Below are 24,988 nucleotides of genomic sequence, written 5' to 3'. Positions count from 1 at the left end.
CCCCTTATCATCTATTATGTATTTTTGAGATAATTCTCTTGCAATATCCCATAAACCGCACAATCCTTATATTGATTCTTAGAGTTTCGGATCATGTGGCGGATTACTCCCTCCTGTACCATGCCAACCTTATTCATTACCCTCCCAGAAGCTGGATTGTCCGTATTATGTGCAGCAGAAATCTTATGTATGTTCATATGCCTGAACCCAAATTCCACAACAGCTCCCAAAGCTTCTGTCGCATATCCCCGATTCCACCAATTGTAACCAAGCGAATAACTGACTTCACAGTTTCCCGTAGTATCATCAAAATCATACAAATCCATTTCTCCAATCAGCTCACCACTGGATTTGAGTTCAACCGCCCAGTAACAAAAATCCTTATTGTTATATCCTTTAACAATTTTCTCCACCCTCTCAGATGTTTCAGAGACGGTTCTATGTGCTGCATTGACTCGATTGTCACTCACCCGTTCGTCCGAAAGCCAATGGTCGAAAACACTTTGCGTATCGCTAAGTTCCATCTTTCGAAGAATCAATCGATGAGTTTCAATAACTGGTGTCCCGGTAAAGTTAATCATTTTGCCGCTCCTTTGCCATTCTTACCTGTCTTAACCTTTTATCATTCCGAAGAAATCAGTAGCAAACATGATTAGCATGAAAGTAATAATAAAGAGTAATTGAAAAATCGTGAATAGATAAGCATTTTTATTTTTGGCGTATTTCCACTCTATAATAGCTGTAGCTATTTCAGTTATGATGATAAAGAGAAGCAGTAAAAAATATGTTTCCAAAAACCAATAACCTTTGGAGAAGTCCTTTAGTACATTTGTGAAATATCCAATAAGCATACAAACAACAATGGTTATTCTGATGGCCCAATCAATTTTTTTATGTTTTTCATTGATATGGTTGTATGAAAAGAATTTTTTCTTCTCCACTTTCAGAAACTTTCTTATCATTGATTTATATAAATACACCACGACTCCGAATATGGATAACACCAATAACAGTTTCAGCCAAAAAAACGGTTCTATTCCGTAGTACATATGCACTCCCCACTCCTTCCAACTTCATCCAATATATGTACGAAAGTGGAACCTTATGGGTTTCGAATTAATTATCATTTAAACAACTAATTTAGACCAAAATAGCTCACGTTAGTTAAAAGAAGTGTTAATTAATCATCTACTACTTCAATCAAATCGGTATGAATTTTAACAAAATAGGCTTCTAAATCTTTCTCTAACTTTCCATTAAGATTGTAGTATTCATCATTCGCTTTTCCAATGACATGGTAAAACTCATCTTCTTCAATCTTGGCATTTTCTAGATCCAGATATAATCTCCACATTTTGTGCCCATATTTCTTCTCAATAATTGCATAGTCATATGCCCCAATCTTTTCAAGGATACCTATTAGCTCATTCAAATAACTATCAATCCCAACCTCTTCTATATACCATTGAAACCAATTTAATAAGCTTTCGTGACCTCCACTTTCCAACTCGGAATAGTAATGATAGACAATATATGCCTCATTATAATTTTTTTCTTCATTTGATTGTTCATACTCACTAAGCACACCAATAACTGCGTTCCATATATCGTTATTATCCAATAAATCTTTTCTTTTCACTTTAGCTTTCATAGAGACCTCCTACATTTCATAATCAACATTCCTGGCTTATTCCCCAATTAAAGGGGTACAATCCTTAAAAAATAATCACTCTTCATATTCCTCTATTTTTTCATCTAGAAATTTTTCAATATCACTTAAAACCCCATCATATTCATAAATAATAAACATGTCTTCAGCTATATATAAATTATGAGCAGTCATATCAAACATTTCTGTTTTCTTTATAAAATTATCTCTTGCGAGTTGGGCCAAAGCATTGCTCGGATACTTATAGATATGTAAGAAGTCATCACTTGTAATTTGCAGATGGTGGGGGCGTTTTCCTAATATTCTGGTGTCAAAGGTTGAATTTTCATTTATAGATACTTCTTTAAATTCAATGTTCTCTTCGGCTAGAAAATCTTTAAACCTATCGATATTTCCTTTAGAAAAGTAGAGAGTTACGAATAATATACTGAAGATTATAAGGAGGATAGGGATAAACTTCTTCATTTGTATCCCCTTTCGCTAAACTTTATTTCAGCTAGCACAAGTGTTAATTTCGTTTTGTATTTAGTTTAATATTACTTTGTAGCGAATTGATTGGAAAAAGGATATAGCGCCAAAATTCGCCTTAATTCGTGATCAATCGTTTGAATCTCACTTTGCCCCACCGTTTCTGTAAACAGTTCTTTCAAAATTATGGCTGCCGCCTCCAACTTTTCAACGGTAATTTGATCTGGATAGGTGGAGAGATATGTTTGGATGAAAGAAGGGTTTAGCGTTTCATATGCCTTGAACTGGTGAAGTTTTTTATTTTCGTTACTTGCCTGGATTTGCAGGGTGTAGTCCCTCATTGTCTCAAGCATCTTTAGTGCATAGATCAGGTTATTCCGGTGAAGCTCTTTGTACAATTTCATTGCGCAGTAGAAGAATTCAAATACCACGTCATCTTGGACGGCATATTTAAATAATTTATGATTAAAGCGTTCATTTTCCAATTTCATCTTCTCGGATACTAAACCGGTTTTATCAAAGACAACCTTCCACAACGGTGATTTCACACTTAGCAGTTCTGTCGGAACAATGGACACATTGAATTCCAGGGAGTTTCCCATGAAAACGATGATAAGAAATATATTTTCTCTGAGTTGCTTTTCTTTTATGTAGAGCGGGTTAAAATTACGGAAGGTCCGATATACGAGATTTTTTGTTTCTTCTACATCCTCTACTCTTGCAGTACACACCATCAAATCGATATCTGAATGCATATCCTTATACCCGATCACACCTGAGCCCAACTGAATGATACCTTCTATCAAGCTAGCAGACTGCAATTTCTCTATTGTGCTAGTAAAATAAGTGTCCCTATCCTCTGAACTGTACATGATCCACCTCTTATGCGTTATCAATAACCTTATTTTACCACATCCGTGTTGTCAGAATAAACAAAAAAAGGAAGCGGCCATCCAGCCTACTCCCTCTCACATGTAATCAAATCATTCTATTATATAAGGATGATCCAATACATCGTATTTTTTATCTTTAAAGCTCAATTCGTTACCGGCTTCAAATACCCCTTCAAAAAAACGAGAAGCCGGTTCTGCAAGCTCCTTATAGTATTCACTGAAGAGTGCAGCTGCATGGCTTCCGAGCCACATGTCAGGAAGCAGTTCCTCGGGCAGACCTGGGTCTACGAACAGGAATTTTCGATATTCATGCACAAGCTTGGTACGTTCCACAAAGCATTCTGCATCGGACATCTGTCCTTTTAGAATCTTGTTTTTATCAATAATGTACTTTTGGCTGTATTCCTGGATAAATTCCTGGTATTTTCCATTGATCTCATGAAGATCCCAGCTTTTAGTGACCAATCGGCTATCTTCATGCAGCCCTTTGTACTCGGATACGAAGAAGTCCACATATTCCTCTATTTCGTATTTTTGTATAAGGTCCTGAACGGACTTTTCCAAAGCATTCGGTGAAATCCAGCAGCTGTTGGAAAGGGTGCCAAAGCCGCTCCAAACGAGTTCTTTTCGAAGCTCATCCCTAACACTGCGGATTTCTTCGGGGATGGTATACATGAGAATACGCCATTTCCCGTCCCAGCTTTCTGACTTCAATTTGAAGATACGCTTAGCTGCCTCTTCAATCCTTTTGACGCCACGCTCCGTTAAGTAGTAATAGCTTTTATTCCCTTTTTTCTCCGCCTGCACCCATCCCTGCTTGTTCATTCTTGAAATGGCTGCACGTACGGCCTGATCGTTATGGCCGAATTCCTTCAGTAGCCGGATCAGGCTTCCGATCCAGATTTTGTTTCCATAATGCCTGATATAGTCTCCGTATAACGTGAAAATCATCGATCTTGTGTTCATCCAGCATCCTCTTTCTTGTGAAAAAAATCTAGTAATCGTATTACAATAGTTTCATTTTATCAAAGTAACGCGTCATAGGAAATACGAAAAATCATAGAGAAGCATGCTCTATGATTTTTCAAAACGTTCTACTATTGTTGCGATTCCCTGTCCGACACCGACACACATAGTGGCGAGGCCATATCTGACTCCCCTTTTATTCATTTCATGGACTAGTGTGGTAAGGATTCTTGCGCCGCTTGCACCGAGAGGATGACCGAAAGCTATCGCCCCACCGTTCACGTTCACTATTTGCTCGTCCAACTCCAGCTGACGGATGCATTCCAGAGATTGGGAAGCGAAAGCTTCATTCAATTCAACCAGATCAAGATCATCTATTGTGAGTCCGGCACGCTGCAACGCTTTTCTTGTCGCATGGATCGGACCGATTCCCATGATGGAAGGTGAAAGACCTGCGACTGCTGATGTTACATACCTGGCAAGTGGTGTTAGATTTAATTCCGCAGCTTTCTCAGCACTCATTAATAAAAGAGCGGAAGCACCATCGTTTACACCGGAAGCATTACCGGCTGTAACTGTGCCATTATCAAAAAGAGGACGAAGCTTCCCAAGTTTCTCCAAACTGGTTTCCGGGCGTGGATGTTCATCTGTATCAACGATTGTTTCATTACCTTTTCTGTCTATAATCTTTACAGGTACCAACTCTTGAGCAAAACGGCTGGATTTCATGGCCCTGTTGGCTTTTTGCTGGCTTTCATAGGCATATCTGTCCTGATCCTCGCGGGAGATTCCGAACTCCACCGCAACATTTTCCGCTGTTTGTGGCATGGAATCCACCCCGTACATCTTTTCCATGCTTTTGTTGATAAAGCGCCAGCCTATTGTGGTATCAAGCAGTTCCATATTTCCACGTGGAAAATCAGAATCCGGTTTTTTCATGACAAATGGAGCTCTTGTCATGCTCTCTGTGCCACCTGCGATATAGATTTCCCCTTCACCAGCCATAATCGCTCTTGCAGCATAGTTGACTGCGTCAAGGCCTGACCCGCAAAGACGGTTGATGGTGGTACCTGCCACCTCAACCGGCAATCCTGCCAATAAAGCGGACATTCTTGCTACATTTCGGTTGTCCTCTCCTGCCTGATTTGCATTACCGAATACTACCTCTTCAATCTGTTTGGCAGGAACCTCGGGATTTCTGTCCATCAGGGCTTTGATGACAATCGCGCCGAGGTCATCAGGGCGAACAGATTTTAACGCTCCTTTATATCTGCCAATCGGGGTCCGGCATGCATCCACAATTACTACTTCTTTCATACTGTCACCTTCCTTCTAGTCGTTTTTCTGATAGTCATAGACGCCTTTTCCGCTTTTTCTTCCAAGACGGCCGGCCTTTACGTACTTTTCCAGGAGAGGTGCCGGCCTGTATTTTTCCCCAAGTTTTTCGTGAAGGTATTTCAGATTATTTAATCGGGTATCCAAGCCCACAAGATCGCCAAGTTCAAAAGGTCCCATCGGATAATTCAAGCCCAATTTGATTGCTTTGTCGATTTCCTCTGGAGTTCCGACTCCCTCTTGCAACATGTAAAATGCCTCATTTCCCACCAACGCGCTGATTCTGCTTGTGACAAAACCGGGAAATTCGTTGACAACAACGGTTTCCTTACCCATTTTTTCTGCAACTGACCGGATAGCCGCAGCAGTTTCATCGCTAGTTTCCAGCCCTCGGACAATTTCCACTAGCTTCATTTTATGTACTGGGTTAAAAAAGTGCATCGCAATCACTTTTTCCGGTCGTTTCGTGAAGCTACCGATCTCGGTCGGACTCATGGTGGATGTATTGGATGCAAACAGACAGTGGGACGGTGCGTGCTGATCGATACGTTCAAATACAGATCTTTTGATATCGATATTTTCTGGAACTGCCTCAATAATCAGATCCGCTTCTTTCACTACATCCTCAAGGTGAACCGAATAGGTCAGCCTTTCATTAATGGAGTCGGCATCCGTCTCGGACATCTTGCCTCGTTCCACTCCCTTATCGGTGATCTGCTGAATTTCTTTCTTCGCTCCGATTAATTGCTCCTCTTTTACATCAACCAGCGTGGTGGAAAAACCTCCAAGCGCGCTTGAATAGGCAATTCCTCTACCCATCACTCCAGAACCGATAACAATTACTCTTTCCATAGAAGCTGCCTCCCCTTTCTAACGTGTCACTTTAAAAAAGCAAAGGGTACACGCCCCTTTGCTTCCATTTTTTATTCTTACACTCCAAACGGATTCAGAGGACGGTTCCCGAAGTAGGAGATGATACTCTTTGTTTCTGTATACAGGTCCAAGGTTTCAATGCATAGCTCGCGCCCGAAACCGGATTGCTTGTAACCGCCGAATGGTGTTCCCGGAAAAGCGGAGAACGGGCAGTTTACCATGACGATTCCTGCCTGGATCTGCTTGGATACCCTTGTTGCACGTCCATAATCCTTTGTCCAGATGGCAGATCCAAGTCCATATTCGCTGTCATTCGCTAGCTTGATTGCTTCTTTTTCATCACTGAATGGCATTACTACCACAACTGGGCCAAAGATTTCTTCTTTGACAACCTTCATGTCATGATTGACACCCGTAATGATGGTAGGTTCATACCAAAAACCATTTTCAAAGCCTTCCACTTTGGCCACTTTCCCACCAAGAACGATATTAGCCCCTTCTTCTTTCGCTGACTGGACATAGCCGTCAATGACATCAAGCTGGCCTTTGTTGATGACAGCCCCAATATGTGTTTCTTTGGCAAATGGATCGCCAAGTGTAAGCTTTTTAGCTTTTTCCACGAACTTCTCCATGAACACATCATAGATATCCTCATGTACATACAGGCGGGAACGGGCTTCACAAGATTGACCTGTGTTGTAGAAAATGCCGAATAGGGATCCATCCACTGCCGCATCGATGTCTGCATCTTCAAATACGAGATTCGGAGATTTACCGCCAAGCTCCAATGTAACGCGCTTCAGGGTTTTAGACGCCTTTTCCATAATATCCTTACCGATTGGCGTGGAGCCTGTGAATGCCACTTTATCCACCAACGGGTGCTCAACCAGATAGTTTCCTACTTCCGATCCTGCACCAGGGATGACGTTGACAACACCCTCCGGTACTCCTGCTTCGATACAGATTTCACCAAGTACGATTGCTGTAAGAGGCGTCAGTGTGGCAGGCTTGACCACTACAGAACAACCAACTGCAATGGCAGGAGCTACCTTCCATGCAGCCATCATTAGTGGATAGTTCCATGGGATGATTTGCGCACAAACTCCAACCGGTTCTTTTTCGGTAATGTTCTGGAATTGACCTGGAACATTGTTGACAGCCCCTCTATGACCGACAATCGCCCCTGCGTAGAATTCGAAATCCTCGATAGCCTGCATCACTTGACCTTGCGCAGCAGAAAGGGATTTCCCTGTATCCAGAATCTCCAATTCCACCAACTCGTTAAAACGGGAGCGCATGATTGAAGCAATCTTATTCAACGTTCTTGCACGCTTGTTTAACGGGAAGAGCTTCCATTTCCCTTTGTCGAATGCGTTTCTGGCAGCTTCCACCGCTTTCTCGGCATCCTCCTTGGAAGCTTTGGCGATTGTGGCAATCGCTTCACCAGTTGCAGGATTATAGGTTGTAAAAGTTTCTCCTGTGGAGCTATCCACTCTTTGACCACCGATAATCAATTGATACGCTTCACGCTTCATATCCAGTTGTTCCAGCTTTGCATCTTTTACAGTTGACATATTTGCTCATCCCCTTAATTATCTATTAGTTTCCTTTGAATACAGGCTTTCGTTTTTCCACAAAAGATATAACGCCTTCCTTATGATCGTCAGTCAGGCCGGCTATTCTTTGTCCGAATGCCTCATGCTCCAGGTACTCATCAAAATTCATCGTCCAGCTTGCCTGAAGGGAACGTTTTATCAAGCCAATCGCCTGGGTGGGCATGCAGGACAGACGCTCGGCAAATGCCTTCACTTCTTCCTCCCAGTTTTCCTGCTGGATGACTCTGGTTGCAAGACCCAGCTCTTTTGCATCCACTGCCCGTATCTTCTCCCCTAAAACAGCGAGCTCCAGTGCTTTGGCATTCCCGATAAGTTTAGGAAGGAAATAGAGATTACCTGAGTCAGGAATCAAACCGACATGTATAAAAGCCTGGACAAAACTTGCCTTGTCGGATAGCAATCGGAAATCACAAGCCAACGCCAGGCTGAATCCAGCACCAGCTGCCACTCCGTTTACGGCTGCGATGACCGGTTTTTCACAACGTGCAAGCTCCCTCATCATCGGACCATACCTCGTACGAAGCACCTCACCGTGATCCATATTTTCATCTACTTCTGCCAGATCCTGACCTGAGGAGAATGCTCTTCCTTCCCCCGTAATAACAATCGTACGGACTGCAGTATCTGAATTGGACTGCTTAATTGCCTTCTGGATCTCCCTGTTCATCTGTTCTGTAAACGCATTCAATTTATCGGGTCGGTTCAGCCTGATCCAGGCTACCTGGTTTTCAATCGTGTATGTGATGGTCTCAAACATGTCTGGTCCCCTCATTCTCCCTCAAAGTTTGGCCTTCTCTTTTCCTGAAAAGCGCGCATCCCCTCTTTTTGATCCTTGGATGCGAATAGCAGATAAAAATTCTTCCGTTCAAATTGCATTCCTTCATAAACGGAATAGTCCACCGCTTTTAACACGGACTCCTTGATCAAGCGCAGGGAAAGTGGAGCCTGCTTTGCAATTTTATTGGCAAATTTCAAGGTTTCCTCCTGTAGCAGCTCTTTTGCAATGACCCGGTTGATGACCCCGTAGTGTAATGCTTCTTTCGCGCTCATTCTGTCACCTGTTAATAGCCATTCCATCGCCTTTGATTTTCCCATCAATTTCGTCAGCCTTTGCGTACCGCCAGCACCAGGCATCACACCGAGACTAATCTCCGGAAAGCCGAATTCTGCATCATGTGCGGCAAACAGAATATCACAGCAAAGTGCCAATTCAAACCCTCCGCCAAGGGCAAAACCTTGGACGGCCCCGATGATCGGTTTTTTCACCCATGCCAGACGGTCCCACTCAGTGAACTGGTTTAACAGCTCGAGTTCGATGGCACCCGCTTCTGCCATTTCGTCAATGTCAGCCCCTGCAGCAAATGCCCTTCCATTGCCCCAAAGCACAATAACTTTTATTTCATTACTACGATCAAACTCTTCGATAACGGATACGATTTCCGATACCATTGGTCGATTGATTGCATTCAGTACTTTCGGACGATTTAACGCGACGATTCCAATCGAACCCTGAACCGAGACATCAATAAATCTGAATTCGTTATTCATTCACTTCTTCACCGATCATCAGGGTAACCAGATCACCAGCAAATTTCATTAAATCCTTCCCGGATGCTTTCGCCTCATCCGTTCTCATTGCCTGCTTCAATGCATCATGGCTATCGTAATACATTTCACACATTAAATAGTATTTGCCTTCGCCACCCATTGGACTCCCTACCACTTTCGTCACTTCCATTTTGCGAAGTCCAGGAATCTTCTGTGTGATAGGACCGTGTGTTTCAAAATAATGGTGATCGAATGCCTCTTTGTTTTCAGGGTGCTTGTAAAGCGCGATTAGTTTTACCATTTTATTTCTCTCCTTTTTATATGTAGTAAGCTTAAAAGAGTTTTCTCCAGTAAGCTTCTTTCACCAGCTTTTACATCATCGTAGAAATGGGTTTCATTGCTTCGAACGGGTTTTTGCAGCCTTTGCAATATAGGATGCTTCTGCAGGCAGTTGGACCAAAAATATTATCGATGGTCGTATAGGTGGAGTCGCAGTAAGGACAATCCACATGCCATTCTCCGTTCTTATCCAATTCCGGCGGAGGAGCAATGCCGAATTCCTTTAATTTCTCCCGGCCTATACTTGAGATACGGTCGGAAGTCCAAGGCGGCTCATAGATGAAAACTACTTCCACTTGTTCAAAAAGTGCTAGATTACTTATCTCTTTTTCTATGTTTTTCCTGATAATATCCAACGCGGGGCAGCCCATGAAAGTGGGCAGCATGTTGATCTTTACATTTCCCTCATCCAGGATGATATCCTCTACCATCCCCAATTCGACCACACTGACTGAATCAATCTCAGGGTCTTTCACTGACTGGAGTTGTTCCCATACTCTTTCAAGCTTTATGTTGTTTGTCATATGCGACTCATTCCTTTTATTGGAGTAAAAGGGCTCCCTCAATATTGTATGTGCATCTTCACTTCTCATGACCTTTTACCAGACTGCCGCTGGATTACTGTTATACACTTCACCTAATGTAAGAATGGCTTCCTCCAGGTCCTTCGTATGCTCTCCCTTTCGACCATCCCCATTTTTCATGCCCAGCTTGTTTTCGAGAGGAGGAAAATCTACCTTTTCAAAAACATCTGTCATGGTCTGGATGAAGCGCTGTCGCAGGACCGCTTCCCCTTCCAGAAGGCCATATTTAGTAATCTGAGGGGCATCCGGTCCCAACGTCAGTACCCCTTCAAAATCGGCAAGAACTTTATCCACCGCCGCCTTCATTCTTGATTTTGCATCCCCATTTGCCTGACAGAGCTGAATAAACCAGGTTCTCCAGTGAAGCAGATGATAGAAAAGCTCCATGTTGACCTTGATGGCAACATGCTTCAAAGGTTCATAGGTGGAGTTTTTCAGTGATTCCATCTTCAGTTTTTTCGCTTGAGTGTAGAAATAGTGTCTGACAACAGCAAAAGCCCAGTCATATTTCGGTTCCTTCAAATAGTTCCCAGGTCCGTTCACCAATTCCAGAACAACGGCATTGACGCGGTCTTTCGCATTGCGGGCATGTGCCAAGGCATCCATGTCCCCTTCACCCAGATCCTCAAGTAATTGATAGAACATGGCCGCATGCCCCATCGTATCCTGATTAATGGATGAGAACGCGACATCCTCTTCAATATGCGGAGCAAGGCCGAGCCATTCAGAACCTCGGTAGGCGATGATAAAATCATCATCGGCTAGCTGATACAACAGCTGTGTCAAAGCCTTATGGTACGCTTTATCCTTTTTCGCTTCCTCTACTGATGCGATATTCATTGTTTCAGCTTCCCTCCCCAGGACATGATCTCTTTTTCATCCAGCATTTCCTGTTCATAATGGCGCCATTTCTTTTTCAGATAGCCGTACCCTTTTGTATTCCGGTAATCTTTGTTGTCGATCCTTTGCAAGGTCTCCCGCTCTTCCTGTGTCATCTTTCTCATTGCCGACCTTTTCACCACCCAGATATCCACCACCGGTTCGCGCCGCATGAAATTTTCCTGTGCCATGACAAGCGCCAGCTCCGCGTTTGGTGCAAGAAGGCTGAATTGGTACTGCATAGGGGAAGTGTGCGTCCTCTTTGAAAACACTTCAAATTCCTGATAAAATCCTTTGCTGCTCAATACTGTTCCTCCTTCCTAGCCTGCATTGGTCTCGGAGCTCAGCGCTTCACGGACCCATGCATTGTTTTCATGAGAAATGATTCGAAGCCGCAGCCGATCCTTGGATTTAGGTCCGTTATTTTTGATGATTTCCTTAAACTTACTCCAATCTGGCTGCTGATAGATCCACTTTTGCTCTTCTTCACTGTAATGCATCGTCTTATCCGGGATTGTCAGCCCAAGGGATAACACCCTAGGTATATATTTAGTGAAAAAATCCTGACGCAGTTCTTCATTACTCTTTGTCCGGATTTTGTATTTCATTGTAATATCCTGTTTTGATGTTCCTGTGGTGGAGGCGTCAGCAGGGCCAAAGAACATAAGGAGTGCATCCCACCATCGGTTAACAGAGTCTTGGATCATTGCCCGCTGTTCATCCGTTCCTTCCGCAAGAGCCATGATGATCGCTTCACCGTGCTGTGCATGGAACACTTCCTCCGCACAGATTCGCTTTAATGCCCTGGCATATGGCCCATAGGAAGCATCCAGCATATTAGTCTGAGAGATGATCGCTGCTCCGTCAACCAGCCATCCGATCAGTCCTGCATCTCCCCATGTAGGTGCCTCCATATGGAAGACATTATGAAACTTCAAATCTCCCGAAAATAGATCCTGCATAATTTCCTCACGTGTTTTTCCGTAAGGCTCCATGAGATCCTCAGCCACTCTCAGCAGAAGCTGGCCATGCCCCATCTCATCCTGTACCTTCGCCATGATGCCCAGCTTCCTTTTCAGGGTAGGCGCTTTCGGGACCCACTCCTTTTCTGGAAGCGCTCCCATTATTTCGCTGATTGCATGCATGCTGATAAGTTTAATCAAGGTTTTCCGGTATTCTTCCGGCATCCAGTCGTCTGCCTCTATCTTTTCACCAGCTTCGATCCGGTTCATGAAGTGCTGGTGCTTTTCTTCTTCTGTTAAGCGGTCAAACGAAAGTGAATTGGTCATTATCGCCGCCTCCTTTTTCTATAACGTTTATTTAACGAAATTATAATATAATGTTATACATTTATCAACTCTGAAAGTTCTGAATTTTTATTTCACTGCTATTCTATTATCTATTAATCTTACAGCCTTCCCCTCAGACCTAGGGATAGTGCCCGGTGCCACCACAGCGGCCCGTACTGAAATATAGCAGCCGGTTTTCAGAACATGCTCGATTTTCCGGGAAAGAGAATTGAAATTTTCCCTATTTTTGTAATCATCAAGTAAGGTAAAAATCGCTTGTTTGATTTCCACCCTTACTTCCAGGCAGTCGAGATTATTTTCTTTTGAGAGTAAAAGCTGATAATGTGGTGACAATTCCGGAATGCTTAATAGGTGATGCTCGATTTCAGAAGGAAAGACATTGACACCGCGGATAATCAGCATGTCATCCACCCTTCCCTTTACTCGCGACATCTTGATGGTTGTCCTTCCACAGAAACACTGCTCTTTTTTAATCGAAGCAATATCCCCTGTGCGATAACGGATGATAGGCAAAGCTTCTTTCGTCAGGCTTGTAAAAACAAGCTCTCCCTCTTCACCCTCCGGAAGCACCTGAAGTGTCACTGGGTCAATGATTTCCGTATAGAAATGATCTTCGGCAATATGAAGTCCCTCCTGCGCCTCGTGGCACTCCATCGCCACACCCGGTCCGATCACTTCGCTGAGACCATAGATGTCACAGGCTTTTATGTTCCATTTATTTTCGAGGGTGATCCTCATTTCCTCTGACCAGGGTTCTGCGCCGAAAATCCCGTATCTTAGGGAGGTCTCTGCAGGATTTTTTCCTATCTGCTCCATTTTTTCAGCAACAGCAAGGAGGTAGGACGGAGTACCACATATGACAGAAGGCTTGAAATCCTCGATCAACTGGATTTGCCTTTGGGTATTGCCACCGGAAACCGGAACCGTCATCATGCCAATACGTTCACTGCCATAGTGAAGACCTAGTCCTCCTGTAAAAAGTCCATATCCATATGCGTTATGGAGAAGCTCGCCTGTTTCCCCGCCTCCAATCGATATGCTCCTTGCTACAATGTCACTCCACATATCGATATCCTTTTGAGTGTAAGCAACTACGGTAGGCTTGCCGCTCGTGCCTGACGAGGCGTGAAGCCTGACAATTTCATTTCTGGGAACTGCAAAAAGTCCGAATGGATAGTGGTCTCTGAGATCTTTCTTTGTAGTGAATGGAAGATGTTGAATGTCATGGAGAGTGGTAATCTTGTCAGGCGTTAACATCATTTGATCAAATTTCTTTTGATAAAAAGGGACATTTCTGTATGCGTGGTTCAGGGTTTTCTTTAATCGTTCTAGCTGCAGCTCAGCCATGGTTCTTCTATCAGCCTTTTCTATATCATGGAGAATCATCGTATCACCCGCCTTGTTATTCTAGCGAAAATTAATATAACGAAATAATACCGTTATAAAACTTTCTGTAATATATTATGTTCAACATAAAAATAACGTTCAACAATTCAAATGTCAATATACTTTCAGAATATTTGATGGATTTGGTTTCCAAACAAAAAAGCCGCTGAGGCTCATTATGTGCCCAGCAGCTTTTAATCATCTCATATTCTATGCTTCATACGTCCAAAAGGTTTCACGATACAGCCAATCCTCAATCTCAGGAGAATTTTCCTTCAGCTGCTTTTCCATAAGCTCCACCCATCCGCTTGTTTGGGACTTGTGCGCTTTAATGGCCTTCAGCTTGTCTTCTGCAACATCCCTTATATCAATCGTGATATCAGGCGGTCCGATCAGATCCACGCTGTTTTTCAGAATTGCTTTTCCATAGATGACTGGCCGTTCTTCTTTCGGCAAGCGTGATACGGCAAGTGCAGCCGCATTGCTCATCGCATCATGATCTGGATGAACCCCATGCTTTGGATAAAAGGTTAAAAGCAAGGACGGCTTTACTTCCTCCAAAACCTTCCCGATGATGTCCGCCAAATAGTTTTCATCTTCAAATTCCAACGTTTTATCATGTAAACCAAGCATTCTGAGATCCTGGATGCCCATTACCTTACATGCATCCACAAGCTCTTTTTTTCTGACTTCCGGCAGCGTTTCCCGGTTCGCGAATAACGGATTGCCGAGATTTCTCCCCATTTGTCCGAGTGTGCCGCATAGGTAGGTAACAGGAACACCACTTTGAGTGAATTGCTTTATTGTACCCGATGAACTGAATGCCTCATCGTCCGGGTGTGGAAATACGACAAGTACGTGTTTTTCTGCCTGCATATTGAATCTCTCCTTTTTCACGAGAGGTATGTTCCTTTTAGAAAGGCTCTCTGCTTAACTGAAGCGCCACTGCCAATTTGCCTTCAGGATTCAATCCGGCTAACAGTAGGCGATTTTTATCATCTATTTCATAATGGGTCACACCTTCCGCGTACACCCAACCATGCTCTAACTTCAATCCCACTCTGTATGGGTTTATTCCGATTATTTTTCCCCGTTCAAACTTCAATTGGACATTCCTGATAAATGCACCAACAGGCAACCCTGTATTGTGATGGCCTGCATAGGCACCATTCGTCGTCTCCAGATGCAGGTACACATCTGCATTTGCCAGCTTATCTAATTCGGTTTGGACAAGGGTCTGATCTATAAGCTTCATAGTATCCTCCAACATCTTTTTCTTCCTGAAAGTTTATTCCTATATACAGTGTATAATAAGACAACGCAAATTGCTAAATTGTTTGCTTCTAAATGATAAATAAGGCTGGGATGTTTGTTTTGGACAACTGAACTAAATTCAACTCTTTAACACCGCTGTTGATTTCCGCACTAGGCGCAGCGACCCAAGGGGCGGTGCTGGAGCCTCCTCGGGCTTCGCCCTGTGGGGTCTCCAGCCTTCCGCTACCTCCCGCAGGAGTCTTCGCCTATTGCTCCAATCAACAGCTAGATAGCTTAATAAATAATACTCGGCATTAACACTGTTGTAAAATATAGCAATCTATATGAATAGAGTATAGAGTACCACAGCAAATAGATACTCAGGGAGACATAAATTTTATACTTTCTCCATTACTACGTTCTAATTTGACTTATACCAGGGGAAAATTGCTAACACTCCGCCTTCTTTTCATAAGTAGTTAAGTCAGAAATGGAGTTACGCCCGTTATTCCGGATTATTCGCCCGAATTTGAGATTTTGCGCCCGGAAAATTTATTTTTCGCCCGATTTGAGGACGTTTTCGCCCGATTCTACCTATCTTCCGCCCGAACTCCAAAATTCGACAAAATTAGCACCCCTCACTCTTTCCCACGTTCTCTGGATCCACTCGCTTGCTGGTACACACTTCATCTGCAAAAAAAGAATGACCGTTAAAAGTCATTCCCTCTTTTTGCTTAGTTTAGTTTGTCATACCATTTCTTTGAAGCTGACACTTCGGAATGGGTAAGCTGGTGGCCTTGATGTTCCCAGTGGACTTCGACGTGTGCGTATGCCTTTGTCAGGAGGGATGATAATTCCTCGGTTTCCGATGCGGGGCAGATTGGATCATTTTTTCCTGCACCGATGAACACAGGGACCGAACGAAGGTCAGGTAAAGCCACTCCTCTTCTAGGTACCATCGGGTGGTAAAGAATCGCGCCTTTTAGACTATCCTTATAATGAAAAAGAAGACTTCCCGCAATATTCGCTCCGTTGGAATAGCCGACCGCTATCACTTGCTGGCGGTCGAATCCGTATTTTTCTGCTGCATCATCCAGGAACTGATGAAGCTCTTTTGTTCGAAAGATAAGGTCCTCTTCATCAAACACCCCTTCCGCTAAACGTTTGAAAAAACGGGGCATTCCATTTTCGGAGACATTTCCCCTTACACTTAGAACAGAAGCATCTGGGTCTATCATATCTGCTATAGGTAATAGATCGTTCTCTGTTCCACCTGTGCCGTGCAAAAGAAGCAATACCCTGTCAGAGCCCTTCTTGAAAATATGCTTTAAAGTCATGAGCCGTCCCCTCCTTTTCACTAGACTATTATATATCTTGAATTCGAGATAATATTATTATATTGAATTTAATATCATACGTCAAGGAATCCACATTATTAACCTCAGCCTCACTTTAAGAATAAAATGTATAAAAAACAAAGGAGCTATCATGATGTTTCCATGGAGCAAAATGTTTCCTTTTCCAAAAGATTATATGAAGGAAGATATATTCAAGCAGTCAGATGTGGAGAAAATGATGAAAAAAGCCATGGGGGGCAAATTACCTCCTAACCCTGGAAGTTTGTTGCATTCTAATGATTTTTTTGCGCAATCTTTTGATCTTTTAAATCGAGTCCAGGAGAAAAAGAAGCAGAAGAAAAAACCAATCTTTCAATCGGATGTCTTTGAAACCCATGAAGAAGTTATCGTTCGGTTTCCACTATCTTCCGAAGAAAAGCTGAGGGAACTTGTTATCTTTCATGATGCTTCCACATGCTTTTTGGAAAATCTCCCGACCAAAGGAAGTAAGCAGGAAATAAAGTTCCCATGTTTGGTGAAGTCATCCGGTTCTACCGCCAAATACCAAAACGGCATTTTGGAAATAAGAATACCAAAAGAAACAATCAATTCCAAGACAAAGATCCCGATTGAAATCATTAAGCCTTCAAAAAAGAAATAGAGATGCTGCTGTAGCTTTGATATAAAGTTTGCTCAAAAAACTCGCAAACTAGTGTGTTGAGTAGCACTTATACATTCATTCAATTTGTGATAGGGTTCACCGTTACTTATCAAAATGAGGTTTAAAATAAAAAAAGAGAATCTCTCCTTCTTAGATTTTTTTTAAGGAGAGACTCTATTTAAATAGTAACAACACTATTTGTTTCTGCTGCATCTATAATCCCTAAAATGACTTTTAGAGAAGATAGTGCATCATCCCCTGTTACAAGTGGGGAATGATCAAGACGTACACATTCAATAAAGGCATCGATTACACCACTGTTCGTCTGATTATTATTAGTTTGAATACTTTCAAGTTGGTAATGTACTTTGACACCATCTTTTGTTATCACTTCTAATTGGTATTGATCTCTATGATAGATTTTCAAAATACCTTTTTCACAATAGAAAATTGTACTATTGTCTTCTTCTCCGTAATAGGTCCAAGAAAATGAAGCTGTACCTAATCGTCCTTTTTTCGTTTTTAAACTACATACGATGTTATCGCATACTTCAATAGGTTCGCCATTTTCATTAATTTTGTCGAGCGCTCCTTGAAATGCACTAACCTGCTCGATTTCGTCATCTAATAAGTATTGTAATAAATCAACTTTATGGATCCCCAAATCTCCAGCAACACCAAGACCTGAGCGTTCCTTTTTAAAGAACCACGTTGAGTTTGATTTATTGGCACCCCATTGCTCAGGTCCAGAGTGTCCAAACGTCGTTTTAAAAGTAAGTACTTTTCCAAGTTCTTTATTCTGAATGATTTCTTTGGCTTTTTGATGGGCACGAGTAAACCGTTGATTATGATCTACCATTAATTTTTTCCCTGATTGCTTTTGGGCATCGACTATTTCTTTCGCATGTTCAATCGTTAGGGAAATAGGCTTTTCGCATAAAACATGTTTTCCACTTAGTAATGCTTTTGTAGAAAATATATGATGATACTCATTAGATGAGCAATCACTGATTACTTGTATTGCAGGATCTGCTAGTAACTCCTCAACGGTTTGAGCTACACTACCATCAAACATGTTCGCTATTTCTGTTGCACGTTCTGGATTCCTGTCGTAAAAAACAATTTCATCCACATATTGATTGGCTTTATATTCTGGTGCATGGCGTAATTTAGTGATTGAGCCACATCCAATGATTCCTACTTTTATACCCAAAGGATTTCCTCCTCCTACTCTCTCTTTTGAAATACTACTGCAATGATGATAATTAATCCCTTAACAAATCCTTGGAGGTGTGGAGAAACATTCATTAAGTTCATCATGTTATTTAGAATTCCTAAGATTAGTACACCAAAAAATGTACCAATAATCTTACCGCGACCACCTGTCATTCTAGTACCACCAATGATAACCGCAGCAATCGCATCTAATTCATATTGAATACCTGAACTAGATGAAGAAATAGAGTTCAATCGAGATGTTTCAATGATAGCTGCTACACTCACTAGTAATCCGGCCAAGCTATAAACACCAATTTTCACTCGGTCCACACGAATGGCAGAAAGTAGAGCAGCTTTTTCATTACTACCTAAGGCATATACATAACGTCCAAACCTAGTCTTATGCATTAAAATATAAACAAGTGCTGTCATAACAAAGAATATAATAACTGGAAAATCAAAAATCCATAAATCACTATTAGCAATCGCTGTGAATCCAGATACCTCTCCTGAGATACTTCCACCTTCTGCAATATATAGGGCAATGGAACGCGCCGATGCCATCATCCCTAAAGTAGCAATAAATGAAGCGATTCTTCCTTTCGCAACCATTAATCCATTTAAAAATCCTGCGAAAGAACCAACTATTAATGCAGTTAATATCGCAACCAAAATGCTACCTGTTGCGTTCAAGGCTAAAACTGTAACGACACCGACAAATGCGAGCACAGATCCAACGGAAAGGTCGATACCACCTGAAAGCATTACAACGGTCATACCTAAAGCTACAATCCCAATAATAGAAACCTGCATTAATATATTGAGCTGGTTATTAATTTCTAGAAATCTAGGATTCATAAATGATGCTGCAATAAAAATAATTAAAAAGGCAATAATAACGCTATACTCTGACCATAGCCAAGAGAGACGATTTTTTGCAGTTGAAGTTTGCGGATTTTGTTCTTTAATTACATTGATATTAGCCAATTTTTTCGGCCTCCCTTTTTGAGCCAGTTGCATAACTCATAATTTCATCTTCAGACACTTCTTCCCCCTTAAAGCGGGCTGTAATTTCTCCTTGGTACATCACATAGATATGATGACAAACCTTAAGTACTTCTGGTGCCTCCGAGGATAATATAATAACGGCTTTTCCTTGTTCGGCTAACTTCACAATTTGATGATAAATCTCTTGCTTCGCTCCAACATCAATTCCTTGCGTTGGATTATCAAAAATAATAATATCGGTATCTACCTCAAGCCATTTAGCAATAATGACTTTCTGTTGATTTCCACCGCTTAATTTGTCTATGGTAATAAGTGGATTGTGTACTTTAATATTCAGCTTTTCCTTATAATATTGGAATTTTTCCTTTTCCAATTTTTCTTGGATTAAACCAGTTTTTTCAAAATGTCCTATAGATGATAAACTCATATTATGAATCACGCTTAAATCTTTAATAATGGCATTTTCTTTTCGATCCTTCGGAACAAGTCCTAATCCTGCTTCTAACGCTTTTCGTGGATGATCTATTTTTAACAGCCGGTTATTAATTTTAATCTCACCAGTGTATTTTTTCCGATAACCAAATAAGCTTTCAAAAAGCTCTGATCTGCCATCACCTGCTAAGCCAGTAAAGCCTAATATTTCACCTTTTCTGAGCGTGAAGGTAATGTTTTTAAACAATCCTTGACTTGATAAGTTATTTACTTCTAATACTTCTGGTCCGAAAGAATGTTTCTGGACTATTCGATCTTGAGAAATAGATTTACCAACCATTAGCTTAGTAATCGTATTTAAATCTTCATTTTCAATACTTCCAGTCCCAACGAGTTCCCCATCACGCAACACCGTATAACGGTCGCAAATTTCCTTGATTTCCTTTAACTTATGAGAGATATAAATAAAGGACACGCCTGATTTCTTTAAGTTCTTCATTAATTCAAATAATCGTTTTACTTCATGTTCAGCTAACGATGTAGTAGGTTCATCCATAATGATCAGTTTAGATTTATGTAGTAACGCCTTTGAAATTTCAATTAATTGCTTGTATGAGGTTTCTAGATTTCTGACATATTCCTTCGGATTGATATCCACGCCAAGCTTCGCTAATATTTCATTAGTTTGTTGGCACATCTCTTCTACTTTTAAGAATCCAAATTTATTTCTTAGTTCTGAACCTAAAAACAAATTTTCATAGACTCTTAGATCAGAAACTACATTAAGTTCTTGATGGATAAAGCTGATTCCCTGCTCCTGTGATACTCTTGGATTAGTCATTTTGACTTCCATACCATTAATGTGAATGGAGCCATGATCAGGTTGATGAACGCCACCTAAAATGTTCATCAATGTAGATTTTCCGGCTCCATTTTCACCTAACAGAGCATGAATCTCTCCCTGTGAGACATTTAGATTAACTTTTTTTAATACAGGTACTCCGTTAAAAGATTTTTCCATATTGTTCATTGTCATAAAAGGACTTATAGTCATGGCGTTAATCATCCCTCCTTTATAGGAAAAGAGGAAATACAATAAATGTTAACTCAACTATTGTATCTCCTATAAATTATTTAGAATTTTGATTCTGGATCATAGAACTCTTCGACATTATCTTTTGTAACTTGAGTAGCTTCTTTTACTATCATTGATTCTGATGGTTCATTTCCTTTTGCAATATCTGCTGCAATTTGAACTGCATCTGCAACCATGGTTGGAGAGTATAAGAATGTTGCAGAAACTAAGCCGTCTGCTTTAATGTCTTCAAATACTGCCTTTCCGCCACCAGCACCAGTTACGAATTGAATATCTTTACGGCCCGCTTCTTTAATAGCTTGTAGTACACCTAGAGCCATTCCATCATCCTGTGTGAACACAGCGTCGATTTCAGGATGTGCTTGTAAAATATTTTGCATAACTTCTAATGATTTTTCAGTTGAGAAATCCCCACTTTGTGAAGCGATGATTTCAATGTCTGAACTTTCCATTGCTTCTTTAAAGCCTGCCCCACGTTGTTCGGTAACGGAACTTGGTGGTCCAGTGATTTCAACCACTTTACCTTTTCCATTTAACTTTTCCACGAAGTATTTACCAGCATTTACACCGATACCCTCGTTGTCACCTTTTACAACTACAGTAGCTGCATCGTTTTCAAGCTCACGGTCCACGATGACCAAAGGAATACCTGCATCTTTAATTTTTTGCCCTACAGGAGATAGTGCTGCAGACTCAATTGGAAGCATAACTATTACATCAACACCTTGAGCAATTAAATCATCGACGTCGTTCGCTTGCTTGTTTGGATCAGCAGCATTTGTCATGACATATTCAATACCATCACTCTCTTTAAGTTCCTTTGCTTGCTTTTCCGCACTATCAATTAAAGCTCCCATCCAGCCGTGTGTTGCAGCTGGTAGAGAAATACCAATTTTTAGCGTATCATCGTCTTTTCCACCATCGGAACTTCCCGCATCGCTGTTACATGCCACTAAACTGAACATTGTTACTAAAGATAAAAATAAAACAAGAAATTTCTTCAAAACATTCACCCCTTTGTTTTTTTAAAGCTCTCCCTATATGTATAATGTAATCGATTACATTCACATCTAAGGTCAGCGCTCTACTATTAATTATTAATCTCTTTAATAGCAGAGCGCTGATCTTAGATGTATTATCCTGATGTAGATTCACGTATTACTAATTCATGATCTAATATAATACTTTCAACGTCTTCCCCTTTAATCTTCTCGATTAACATTTTCGCTGCAACGGTTCCCATTTTAAGCATAGGTTGGGCAATGGTGGTGAGAGTAGGATTTGTCATATTTGAAAAATCAATTTTATCAAAACCTACTACCGCTAAATCATTGGGTACATGCAATCCAGAAGCATTTATTTCTTTGAGAGCTCCGATAGCTAAAAGATCAGATACAGCAAAAACCGCAGTCGGTCGGTCTTGTAAACTCAATATCTTTTTCATTGCTTGCTGGCCATTCTCAAATCCTAAATGCTGGGTATGAATGATATATTGATTATTTATAGTGATTCCATTCTCTTCTAAAGCTCTTTTGTAACCCATTTTTCGTTGTCGCGCATATAAATATTTTTCATCGGAATTCATAAGGGCTATTTTTTTGTGACCGATTTGAATCAGATGCTTAACTGCTCTGTAAGATGCTTCCTCGTTATCAATTGTTACATAAGGAATCCCGCTATCTTCTTCATACTCACTACATTGAATAATTGCATATTTTACTGCAAGCTTTTTCAGTGTTTCTACATTAACAGCAGGATCCATCGAAATAATTCCATCTGCCATCTTTTTTCTAACTAAATCGAAGTAAATATTCTCCTTCTTAGGGTTAGAATCGGTTTCACACAAGAGAATATTATAATTTTGACTAATCGCAAACGTTTCAATCCCTTTAATAATTTCTAAATAAAACGGATTCGAAATAGTTGGGATTAAAATCAAAAGAAGCCGACTTTCAGAATTCCTTAGATTTCTCCCTAACATACTAGGTTCATAATTTAATTTTTCAATAGTATCTTCGACTTTCATTCTCGTTTTTGAAGATACAGAATTTTGTCCGTTTAGAACTCTCGATACAGTTGCAACAGAAACTCCCGCTTGTTTAGCAACCTGTTGGATGTTTGTCATTTTTCTTTCCTACTTTCTATGATTCCATTTCACATTTCTTAATGAAATCGTTTACATTTTTATAGTAATATGTTCCAATTATTCTGTCAATAAAAATGTTATTATATATCTTAATATTATGTAACGGATTACATTTTTTAATATTCTGATAATAAAGTATAAGAGTATGCTTCAAATTTAAATTGATTGCATATTAAAAGCTCTTACTAGTTTACGCCTATATCTTTATCGTTCTTAACATTACATTAAAACTTAACTCTAATGTTGAAATAGCCATGGATGTAATTTTCCCATCTATTCCCTCCCAATAAATATACATTTTGAAGATTTGACGGATTATTTCCTGTCAGGTTTCATTTTTCTCTTTATCAAGATTGATGGTACCCTGGATGTTCAATTAAAACTCTTGCTAATTGTAGAAGGCAATAACTTGTGATCAATTAGCTGATCCTCAGTTATTGCTCCCGATTGTGGAAGATTGACAAATGCGAAAGAGCTGCAGAATGGCTTTTTGGTTATTTTACTAAAGCAACTATTAGCTCAATAGCTTTTTTAGATCTATCCTTGTGTATGTTTTATCAATGGTAGTTCCATCTGGATTGTAGAAAATAGCAGTCTTTAAATACTGTTCCGACATTGCATTGTAACCATGTTTTGAAATTAACTTAATCATCTTAGGGTTCTCAATAGGATCAACGCTAACAAATATTTCAGAAAACCCCAAATCTCGTGAAATGTTTTCCCTGAATCTTATTAAAGCTGAGCCAAGGCCATCCCCCCGATAGTTTACATCTACATAAAGATCGCTTAACTTTGGGGTTAAACTACCTTTTAATTTTAGAACGCCAAAACCTAATATAATTCTATTTTGTTCTGCAATCACTAGATATGCTTCTTGCTTTTTATACTGTTCTAAATAGCCTGTAAATAAGTCCTGATTATTCCTAATATTACAAAGTCCATCTAAGTCGCTTTCATTAGCCAATCTTATATTAAATTTCATTTGGTATACCTACCTTCAAAACTACTGTCATAGTCATTTCATTCGTACTTTGACTAACCAGTATGTTATCAGTACTGGCTTCATTCCTCTTCCGCTGATCCTCGCTCCAGGATTGCCCCTTTAGCAGCTCGATTTCATGATAAAATAAAAAAGACTTTTATTATGATCTTCCGTTATCGCTCCAGATTGTTGAAGACATTCATTTAATATTTTATTAAAGAAAAGCTCCTAAGTAGATTAAGATTTATCTTTAATAGGTGTTTTTAGATTAGCTTTGCATGATTTAATTATTTTCTCAACTTTGTTCTTGAATTCATCATCCCCATGTTTTGGTAAGAAGAATGAAACTTCTCTGAGATACTTAGTCTTATAGTAAAAAAGATAATAATTTTTAGTGGAGTATATTGTAGGTTTTCCTCTTAAGTCCAAGTTACTATGTCTTAATAAGAACTTACATGAAGATGAATTGAACTCAGCGTAAATATTTAAAATATCTTTTTTTCTATATGCTTTGTATAGCTTCCCTCCAAGTATTCTTACACAAATGTATTTCCACATGTAATGGAATGTTAATAAGAGTATTGCTATTGTGATGAAAGTGAATAACATATCTACATTATTTGCTGCTATTAATTTTTCATGATTATTGTATATCATTGAATTATCATATCTAGCTTTAACATGATACCAAACTTGCATAAGAGATAGTAATAACATTACTAACCAGTAAATAAATTTATAATATGTCGAATATCTAATCATCTCTCGGCAAGCTTCAGGGGTAACATGAACTTGGACTTCAATATTTCCCATTAAGACACTCCAATAATTGTTTTTTTATGTTCATACCTTCGAGACTCCCTTAAGTATTAAAATAACTAAATCTAAAGTTACTCATACAGATAGGTAAAAGTTTGAAGTTATCTCCCCTTTTTCCCCCTGTTCACACCGCACGTGAAACTTTCATTTCATACGGCGTTCCAACTAA

Annotated in this window: 28 protein-coding genes; 1 reads left to right on the top strand and 27 read right to left on the bottom strand. The window is 40.3% G+C overall.

What is annotated here, in order from left to right; genetic code table 11:
- Positions 1–14 precede the first annotated feature (14 nt).
- The 20 genes from ACFVAD_RS22760 to ACFVAD_RS22665 form a co-directional block, all read right to left on the bottom strand.
- Positions 15–581 (bottom strand): GNAT family N-acetyltransferase, encoded by a 567-nt coding sequence (locus ACFVAD_RS22760; RefSeq protein ID WP_386645776.1) that lies wholly within the window; start codon positions 579–581, stop codon positions 15–17.
- Positions 582–611: 30 nt separating this feature from the next.
- Complete coding sequence (locus ACFVAD_RS22755) at positions 612–1,049, bottom strand: DUF4181 domain-containing protein (protein WP_386645773.1); 438 nt, start codon at positions 1,047–1,049, stop codon at positions 612–614.
- Between the two features lie 131 nt (positions 1,050–1,180).
- Positions 1,181–1,651: a DMP19 family protein gene (locus tag ACFVAD_RS22750; RefSeq protein ID WP_386645770.1), complete on the bottom strand. Its 471-nt coding sequence runs from the start codon at positions 1,649–1,651 to the stop codon at positions 1,181–1,183.
- Between the two features lie 75 nt (positions 1,652–1,726).
- Complete coding sequence (locus ACFVAD_RS22745) at positions 1,727–2,134, bottom strand: hypothetical protein (RefSeq protein WP_386645768.1); 408 nt, start codon at positions 2,132–2,134, stop codon at positions 1,727–1,729.
- A gap of 71 nt (positions 2,135–2,205) precedes the next feature.
- Positions 2,206–3,009: an aminoglycoside 6-adenylyltransferase gene (locus ACFVAD_RS22740; protein WP_386645765.1), complete on the bottom strand. Its 804-nt coding sequence runs from the start codon at positions 3,007–3,009 to the stop codon at positions 2,206–2,208.
- Positions 3,010–3,120: 111 nt separating this feature from the next.
- Positions 3,121–3,996, bottom strand: coding sequence for a phenylacetic acid degradation operon negative regulatory protein PaaX (gene paaX, locus ACFVAD_RS22735; protein ID WP_386645762.1), 876 nt, complete (start codon positions 3,994–3,996; stop codon positions 3,121–3,123).
- Positions 3,997–4,104: 108 nt separating this feature from the next.
- On the bottom strand, positions 4,105–5,313 hold the full coding sequence (gene pcaF, locus ACFVAD_RS22730) for a 3-oxoadipyl-CoA thiolase (protein ID WP_386645759.1): 1,209 nt from the start codon (positions 5,311–5,313) through the stop codon (positions 4,105–4,107).
- A gap of 15 nt (positions 5,314–5,328) precedes the next feature.
- Positions 5,329–6,183, bottom strand: coding sequence for a 3-hydroxyacyl-CoA dehydrogenase (locus ACFVAD_RS22725; RefSeq protein WP_386645756.1), 855 nt, complete (start codon positions 6,181–6,183; stop codon positions 5,329–5,331).
- Positions 6,184–6,260: 77 nt separating this feature from the next.
- A complete protein-coding gene (locus ACFVAD_RS22720) occupies positions 6,261–7,778 on the bottom strand; it encodes an aldehyde dehydrogenase family protein (protein ID WP_386645753.1) in 1,518 nt (505 codons plus the stop codon).
- Between the two features lie 25 nt (positions 7,779–7,803).
- A complete protein-coding gene (locus ACFVAD_RS22715; protein WP_386645750.1) occupies positions 7,804–8,577 on the bottom strand; it encodes an enoyl-CoA hydratase-related protein in 774 nt (257 codons plus the stop codon).
- A gap of 11 nt (positions 8,578–8,588) precedes the next feature.
- Entirely contained in the window at positions 8,589–9,368 is a 780-nt protein-coding gene (locus ACFVAD_RS22710) for an enoyl-CoA hydratase/isomerase family protein (protein ID WP_386645747.1), read from the bottom strand.
- A complete protein-coding gene (locus tag ACFVAD_RS22705; RefSeq protein WP_386645744.1) occupies positions 9,361–9,669 on the bottom strand; it encodes an EthD family reductase in 309 nt (102 codons plus the stop codon). Before ACFVAD_RS22705 ends, ACFVAD_RS22710 begins: the two co-directional genes overlap by 8 nt.
- Before the next feature lie 70 nt (positions 9,670–9,739).
- Positions 9,740–10,231: a 1,2-phenylacetyl-CoA epoxidase subunit PaaD gene (gene paaD / locus ACFVAD_RS22700; RefSeq protein WP_386645740.1), complete on the bottom strand. Its 492-nt coding sequence runs from the start codon at positions 10,229–10,231 to the stop codon at positions 9,740–9,742.
- Between the two features lie 75 nt (positions 10,232–10,306).
- Entirely contained in the window at positions 10,307–11,131 is an 825-nt protein-coding gene (paaC, locus tag ACFVAD_RS22695; RefSeq protein ID WP_386645737.1) for a 1,2-phenylacetyl-CoA epoxidase subunit PaaC, read from the bottom strand.
- Complete coding sequence (paaB, locus tag ACFVAD_RS22690; protein WP_386645735.1) at positions 11,128–11,475, bottom strand: 1,2-phenylacetyl-CoA epoxidase subunit PaaB; 348 nt, start codon at positions 11,473–11,475, stop codon at positions 11,128–11,130. The genes paaC and paaB overlap by 4 nt, the downstream gene beginning before the upstream one ends.
- A gap of 15 nt (positions 11,476–11,490) precedes the next feature.
- Positions 11,491–12,459, bottom strand: a complete 969-nt coding sequence (gene paaA, locus ACFVAD_RS22685) for a 1,2-phenylacetyl-CoA epoxidase subunit PaaA (protein WP_386645732.1) — start codon at positions 12,457–12,459, stop codon at positions 11,491–11,493.
- Between the two features lie 87 nt (positions 12,460–12,546).
- A complete protein-coding gene (locus ACFVAD_RS22680; protein WP_386645729.1) occupies positions 12,547–13,866 on the bottom strand; it encodes a phenylacetate--CoA ligase family protein in 1,320 nt (439 codons plus the stop codon).
- A gap of 210 nt (positions 13,867–14,076) precedes the next feature.
- On the bottom strand, positions 14,077–14,742 hold the full coding sequence (gene bshB2, locus ACFVAD_RS22675) for a bacillithiol biosynthesis deacetylase BshB2 (protein ID WP_386645726.1): 666 nt from the start codon (positions 14,740–14,742) through the stop codon (positions 14,077–14,079).
- A gap of 37 nt (positions 14,743–14,779) precedes the next feature.
- Positions 14,780–15,121: a YojF family protein gene (locus ACFVAD_RS22670; protein ID WP_386645723.1), complete on the bottom strand. Its 342-nt coding sequence runs from the start codon at positions 15,119–15,121 to the stop codon at positions 14,780–14,782.
- 733 nt (positions 15,122–15,854) lie between these two features.
- Positions 15,855–16,457, bottom strand: coding sequence for an alpha/beta hydrolase (locus ACFVAD_RS22665; RefSeq protein WP_386645720.1), 603 nt, complete (start codon positions 16,455–16,457; stop codon positions 15,855–15,857).
- A gap of 151 nt (positions 16,458–16,608) precedes the next feature.
- On the opposite strand from ACFVAD_RS22665, the gene ACFVAD_RS22660 reads away from it, so the two are divergent.
- On the top strand, positions 16,609–17,118 hold the full coding sequence (locus ACFVAD_RS22660) for a hypothetical protein (RefSeq protein ID WP_386645718.1): 510 nt from the start codon (positions 16,609–16,611) through the stop codon (positions 17,116–17,118).
- Positions 17,119–17,296: 178 nt separating this feature from the next.
- Here ACFVAD_RS22660 and ACFVAD_RS22655 read toward each other — a convergent pair whose 3' ends face one another.
- The 7 genes from ACFVAD_RS22655 to ACFVAD_RS22625 form a co-directional block, all read right to left on the bottom strand.
- A complete protein-coding gene (locus ACFVAD_RS22655; RefSeq protein WP_386645715.1) occupies positions 17,297–18,331 on the bottom strand; it encodes a Gfo/Idh/MocA family protein in 1,035 nt (344 codons plus the stop codon).
- Between the two features lie 14 nt (positions 18,332–18,345).
- Complete coding sequence (locus ACFVAD_RS22650; protein WP_386645713.1) at positions 18,346–19,323, bottom strand: ABC transporter permease; 978 nt, start codon at positions 19,321–19,323, stop codon at positions 18,346–18,348.
- Complete coding sequence (locus ACFVAD_RS22645; RefSeq protein WP_386645711.1) at positions 19,316–20,842, bottom strand: sugar ABC transporter ATP-binding protein; 1,527 nt, start codon at positions 20,840–20,842, stop codon at positions 19,316–19,318. The genes ACFVAD_RS22650 and ACFVAD_RS22645 overlap by 8 nt, the downstream gene beginning before the upstream one ends.
- Positions 20,843–20,910: 68 nt before the next feature.
- Positions 20,911–21,885: a substrate-binding domain-containing protein gene (locus tag ACFVAD_RS22640; RefSeq protein WP_386645708.1), complete on the bottom strand. Its 975-nt coding sequence runs from the start codon at positions 21,883–21,885 to the stop codon at positions 20,911–20,913.
- A 122-nt stretch (positions 21,886–22,007) separates the two neighbouring features.
- Positions 22,008–22,997, bottom strand: a complete 990-nt coding sequence (locus ACFVAD_RS22635) for a LacI family DNA-binding transcriptional regulator (protein ID WP_386645705.1) — start codon at positions 22,995–22,997, stop codon at positions 22,008–22,010.
- Positions 22,998–23,532: 535 nt separating this feature from the next.
- The gene (locus tag ACFVAD_RS22630; RefSeq protein ID WP_386645702.1) at positions 23,533–24,000 is read right to left on the bottom strand and encodes a GNAT family N-acetyltransferase; all 468 of its coding nucleotides are present in this window, start codon (positions 23,998–24,000) and stop codon (positions 23,533–23,535) included.
- Between the two features lie 237 nt (positions 24,001–24,237).
- A complete protein-coding gene (locus ACFVAD_RS22625; RefSeq protein WP_386645700.1) occupies positions 24,238–24,813 on the bottom strand; it encodes a hypothetical protein in 576 nt (191 codons plus the stop codon).
- Between the last annotated feature and the right edge of the window lie 175 nt (positions 24,814–24,988).

This window comes from Sutcliffiella sp. NPDC057660 (assembly GCF_042800035.1).
Taxonomy (GTDB): domain Bacteria; phylum Bacillota; class Bacilli; order Bacillales; family Bacillaceae_I; genus Sutcliffiella_A.
Note: the sequence above shows the minus strand (reverse complement) of the source record. Positions and strands in the feature narration are given on the sequence as shown.

Bases quoted from the DNA above. Each gene is read 5' to 3' on its own strand.
- ACFVAD_RS22760 (WP_386645776.1), bottom strand. From the start codon at position 581: ATGATTAACTTTACCGGGACACCAGTTATTGAAACTCATCGATTGATT.
- ACFVAD_RS22755 (WP_386645773.1), bottom strand. From the start codon at position 1,049: ATGTACTACGGAATAGAACCGTTTTTTTGGCTGAAACTGTTATTGGTG.
- ACFVAD_RS22750 (WP_386645770.1), bottom strand. From the start codon at position 1,651: ATGAAAGCTAAAGTGAAAAGAAAAGATTTATTGGATAATAACGATATA.
- ACFVAD_RS22745 (WP_386645768.1), bottom strand. From the start codon at position 2,134: ATGAAGAAGTTTATCCCTATCCTCCTTATAATCTTCAGTATATTATTC.
- ACFVAD_RS22740 (WP_386645765.1), bottom strand. From the start codon at position 3,009: ATGTACAGTTCAGAGGATAGGGACACTTATTTTACTAGCACAATAGAG.
- paaX (WP_386645762.1), bottom strand. From the start codon at position 3,996: ATGAACACAAGATCGATGATTTTCACGTTATACGGAGACTATATCAGG.
- pcaF (WP_386645759.1), bottom strand. From the start codon at position 5,313: ATGAAAGAAGTAGTAATTGTGGATGCATGCCGGACCCCGATTGGCAGA.
- ACFVAD_RS22725 (WP_386645756.1), bottom strand. From the start codon at position 6,183: ATGGAAAGAGTAATTGTTATCGGTTCTGGAGTGATGGGTAGAGGAATT.
- ACFVAD_RS22720 (WP_386645753.1), bottom strand. From the start codon at position 7,778: ATGTCAACTGTAAAAGATGCAAAGCTGGAACAACTGGATATGAAGCGT.
- ACFVAD_RS22715 (WP_386645750.1), bottom strand. From the start codon at position 8,577: ATGTTTGAGACCATCACATACACGATTGAAAACCAGGTAGCCTGGATC.
- ACFVAD_RS22710 (WP_386645747.1), bottom strand. From the start codon at position 9,368: ATGAATAACGAATTCAGATTTATTGATGTCTCGGTTCAGGGTTCGATT.
- ACFVAD_RS22705 (WP_386645744.1), bottom strand. From the start codon at position 9,669: ATGGTAAAACTAATCGCGCTTTACAAGCACCCTGAAAACAAAGAGGCA.
- paaD (WP_386645740.1), bottom strand. From the start codon at position 10,231: ATGACAAACAACATAAAGCTTGAAAGAGTATGGGAACAACTCCAGTCA.
- paaC (WP_386645737.1), bottom strand. From the start codon at position 11,131: ATGAATATCGCATCAGTAGAGGAAGCGAAAAAGGATAAAGCGTACCAT.
- paaA (WP_386645732.1), bottom strand. From the start codon at position 12,459: ATGACCAATTCACTTTCGTTTGACCGCTTAACAGAAGAAGAAAAGCAC.
- ACFVAD_RS22680 (WP_386645729.1), bottom strand. From the start codon at position 13,866: ATGATTCTCCATGATATAGAAAAGGCTGATAGAAGAACCATGGCTGAG.
- bshB2 (WP_386645726.1), bottom strand. From the start codon at position 14,742: ATGCAGGCAGAAAAACACGTACTTGTCGTATTTCCACACCCGGACGAT.
- ACFVAD_RS22670 (WP_386645723.1), bottom strand. From the start codon at position 15,121: ATGAAGCTTATAGATCAGACCCTTGTCCAAACCGAATTAGATAAGCTG.
- ACFVAD_RS22665 (WP_386645720.1), bottom strand. From the start codon at position 16,457: ATGACTTTAAAGCATATTTTCAAGAAGGGCTCTGACAGGGTATTGCTT.
- ACFVAD_RS22660 (WP_386645718.1), top strand. From the start codon at position 16,609: ATGATGTTTCCATGGAGCAAAATGTTTCCTTTTCCAAAAGATTATATG.
- ACFVAD_RS22645 (WP_386645711.1), bottom strand. From the start codon at position 20,842: ATGATTAACGCCATGACTATAAGTCCTTTTATGACAATGAACAATATG.
- ACFVAD_RS22635 (WP_386645705.1), bottom strand. From the start codon at position 22,997: ATGACAAACATCCAACAGGTTGCTAAACAAGCGGGAGTTTCTGTTGCA.
- ACFVAD_RS22630 (WP_386645702.1), bottom strand. From the start codon at position 24,000: ATGAAATTTAATATAAGATTGGCTAATGAAAGCGACTTAGATGGACTT.
- ACFVAD_RS22625 (WP_386645700.1), bottom strand. From the start codon at position 24,813: ATGGGAAATATTGAAGTCCAAGTTCATGTTACCCCTGAAGCTTGCCGA.